A 3,305-nucleotide genomic window follows, 5' to 3' on the forward strand; every position below is an offset into this window, starting at 1 on the left:
TTACTTTTCACGCCCAAGGTGAAGGTACCGCCGTAATCGAAAGTACTTCCCTTGCTTGCAGTCTAATTGCTGTTTGCTCACAGTTGGGGCATTTTACCTTTGTGAAAATTACTCTTTGGTCGTCCTTTGTACTCGCTCATTACGGGTTCTCCGGTATACTCACCCATTATCCCCTGCTTGCAGTGTTAGCACTCGAATATCACACGCCCTATCTCCGAGTCGCAATCTAAGAATTGCATGTGCTGAAATGGTTCTAGCGGTAATTCTTCTTCAGAATTAGATTCCGAGGATTGACTTTGCCACTGAGCCTTGGGCGAACGCTCTTGAAATTTTTATTTGACATCTGGCTTCATTATTGGCTTGACTACTGTCTTTTGGTTAATCGCTTTCTTTTCTTGAGTTGATTCTACCGTTGAGTCATCTGTAAGTGATCGCTCCCTTGCTGCTTCACTAACAGTGGTGACGTCTACTTTGAGATTGCTAATGGTAGCTTCTGGCTATTGTCTAAATGGTTTAGATGGACGTTGGATAGATTTCATATAGAATTTTGGGAAAATTAATTTTAAATCTCCAATGAAACTTGATGGGAAAATCTAGATAATCCTAGCTTAGACACCTAATTTACTCACTTTCAAGCAAGCTTTCTATCTGAGACAACAATTTATCTAACTGTTTTTGTTTTTTTGGATTTGACCAGACCTTAGTTTTTTGAACTTGGCTTAATATAGATGTAATGCGTTGTTTAACGGGAGCAGATTCAGACTCCTCCTGTTGAGGTTCTGCATTGTTAAAGCTACTAACTCGTTCTTTGATTTGATTTAAAGACAGTCCAGAACCAATTGCTTCTGCAAGCAAAGTTTTCCGAAGCTGTTCGTTTTTAACTCGTGCAATCATTCGTGATTTAGTGTACTCAATTTTTCCAGAGCGAAGTGCATCTAAAATATCTTCTGGGAGCTTCAATAGAGGAAGACGGTTACTAACAAAAGATTCCCATCCCATCAGCCCTAATTCAGTAAACACTGCCTTAATAGATTCACCTTCAGGTTGACTGATAACGTTATCAGTCAGGCGAGATACATCATTTTGCATCCGGTAAAGTAGTGAAACTACCTCGGCTTGAGCGCATTGTAAACGTAATGCCAATAACTGCAAAACTGCTTCTGTTTCTTCAACTGGATTTAAATCTTCTCGCTGAAGATTTTCCACTAAAGCAATAGAAATAGCCTCTGAATCAGTTAAATCCCGGATAGTAACAGGAACTTCCAATAACCCAGATGCTTGGGCTGCTCTATAACGTCTTTCTCCAGCTACCAATTCATATTGCCCATCCTGATCAGGTATGGGACGAATCAGTAGATTCTCTAAAATGCCATATTCTTTTACCGATTGAATCAGTTGATCCATTTTTGCTGGATCAAAATAGCGTCGTGGCTGCTTGGAAGGAAGAACAATAGAGGATAGTGCCAACATTGATGCTGGCTGCTGTGATTCACCTGCTGTTTCCGAGGTTTCAAATACAAAATCCTTAAGGTTTCGCCTCTTAGTGGACATTTAGCACCTCCAAAGCTTCGACAAACAAAGACTCATAATCTGCTGCGGCTTCCAATGCTGCTTTTCCTGACATTTGAAATACCGTATATCCTTGTCCAGGAGCATCTGCGATACATTGTTTTTGATAAATAGCAGCTTTCATGACCTGTGTTCCTGTTGCTTTAAGTACTTCTCTTGCTTCTCGTTCTAAAACCGTTCCTTTAGTAGCTCGACTTAAAAATAAAGCTGCTTTAGGATAACCTGACCTTAACTCAGTTGCGTGTTTGATAAAACGCAATATTTTCTGACTACTGTGTAAATCTAAACCAGAAGGCTGGCAAGGGACTAAAGCAAGGTCACAACGAGCCAATATCGCTTTAGTAACTTCAGAAAGAGAGCCAGGTCCATCAATGACTAAAGCAGAATAGCTACTTGCTATCTGAGGAATCATTTCAAACAAATCTTCTGGATCTTGAATTACCTGACAATCTAGCCCTAAAGATTTAGCCCAAACTGAACTGCTTTGTTGAGCGTCGGCATCAACCATCAGCGTTTTTTGGCGTTGGCTAAACCAATAGGCCATATGAACAGCAGCTGTTGATTTGCCGACACCTCCTTTTTGATTAGTAAAAGCGACAATCATAATACTGAGATGCAAATACGCTTTTGTTATTGCCGCCTATTAGACAGCATGGTTATTATCTACCGATTGTTCCATCTCGTAAACTATTTACGTAAGGCATTAAAGTTTTTAACTTGGCATCCTTCTATGACAAATATTTCAAAAGAGGAGAAGTGAAGCTACGATTGCTTATGAGACTAGGTGAAATGCAATAGGCAATAGCTGACAACAAAAATAAAAACCCCAACACTTTAGCTGGGGTTGAGGAGATATAGCGATATTCAAAGCGACCAGAAAGTAGTCGTTAATTAGCCCCCATCCCAAGCACTGGTAGATCAGGTTAGTCTACTTCATAACCCTATACTGATGATAAAACTAAAAGAAATTTTTGGAACATGCCTTTGTAAAGCGCCTTCAGTCTCCCCATCTGAGAATTTGGTAGCCGTTTGTGACAATAAATCATACAAGTAACATTAATTACACAACATTTGTAACTTTCCCAGCAGTTTATTTACTTAATGATTGTTATCTTAATATTTACTTCGGTCTATTTAGTTGATAGATAATCCTCATAATAGTGGGTTTTTCTGATTCACAGCGCTCATAGCTCTCTCGTTAGAGTATGAGCGCTTTTGCTTGCTAATCAAGCTACTACTTGCATTGGCTATATAGATGTGAAGCTTAAACTTTGTCTAACTTTGCAAAAGTCAAATATCTATCTGAATGCTTGAGGGTGCATCTTGTTTGATTCTCCCCTATTAATGCTTATGCGATCGCTCCTGTTGCAACGTAGTTATATAACTGCACAATACCAACAGAAGCGATCACTGTTTCTAAAATTTACTGTCAATTAAAAACACCTCCAGCACATATAGTGCATTGGGAGAAGGGTTAGTCGCTTTTTTGGAAACATTTCTGAGTTTTTAGTTTTAGCCATATTTATGACAGGAATTTAGCTCACCCAGATCCAATTTTTTCAGATTTCATCCTTTTGAGTCGGTTTAGTTTAAGGCTTATTATAAAGATTACCTTGCTAATTTCAATTCACCGAATTTTGGACTCCACCAACATGAAGCTGTATTAAAGTAAGCTACATCCTTGTGTTTATTGTCTTGGCGAGACTGGGGGTCTGAACAGCGAAGCATCGCTTTCT

Annotated in this window: 3 protein-coding genes; 1 reads left to right on the forward strand and 2 read right to left on the reverse strand. The window is 39.2% G+C overall.

Features of this window, described 5'->3' with window-relative positions:
* The coding region (locus H6G97_RS52060) for a hypothetical protein (protein ID WP_206759180.1) at positions 1 to 230 on the forward strand (230 nt) is incomplete at its 5' end.
* 391 nt (positions 231 to 621) lie between these two features.
* Here H6G97_RS52060 and H6G97_RS48310 read toward each other — a convergent pair.
* Together H6G97_RS48310 and H6G97_RS48315 are read right to left on the reverse strand one after the other, a co-directional pair.
* The gene (locus tag H6G97_RS48310) at positions 622 to 1,551 is read right to left on the reverse strand and encodes a ParB/RepB/Spo0J family partition protein (protein ID WP_190947415.1); all 930 of its coding nucleotides are present in this window, start codon (positions 1,549 to 1,551) and stop codon (positions 622 to 624) included.
* Entirely contained in the window at positions 1,541 to 2,173 is a 633-nt protein-coding gene (locus H6G97_RS48315; RefSeq protein WP_190947416.1) for an AAA family ATPase, read from the reverse strand. Before H6G97_RS48315 ends, H6G97_RS48310 begins: the two co-directional genes overlap by 11 nt.
* Positions 2,174 to 3,305 lie beyond the last annotated feature (1,132 nt).

The organism is Nostoc flagelliforme FACHB-838 (assembly GCF_014698065.1).
Taxonomy (GTDB): domain Bacteria; phylum Cyanobacteriota; class Cyanobacteriia; order Cyanobacteriales; family Nostocaceae; genus Nostoc; species Nostoc flagelliforme_B.

Coding starts and splice junctions, on each gene's coding strand:
- H6G97_RS48310 (WP_190947415.1), bottom strand. CDS start 1,551: ATGTCCACTAAGAGGCGAAACCTTAAGGATTTTGTATTTGAAACCTCG.
- H6G97_RS48315 (WP_190947416.1), bottom strand. CDS start 2,173: ATGATTGTCGCTTTTACTAATCAAAAAGGAGGTGTCGGCAAATCAACA.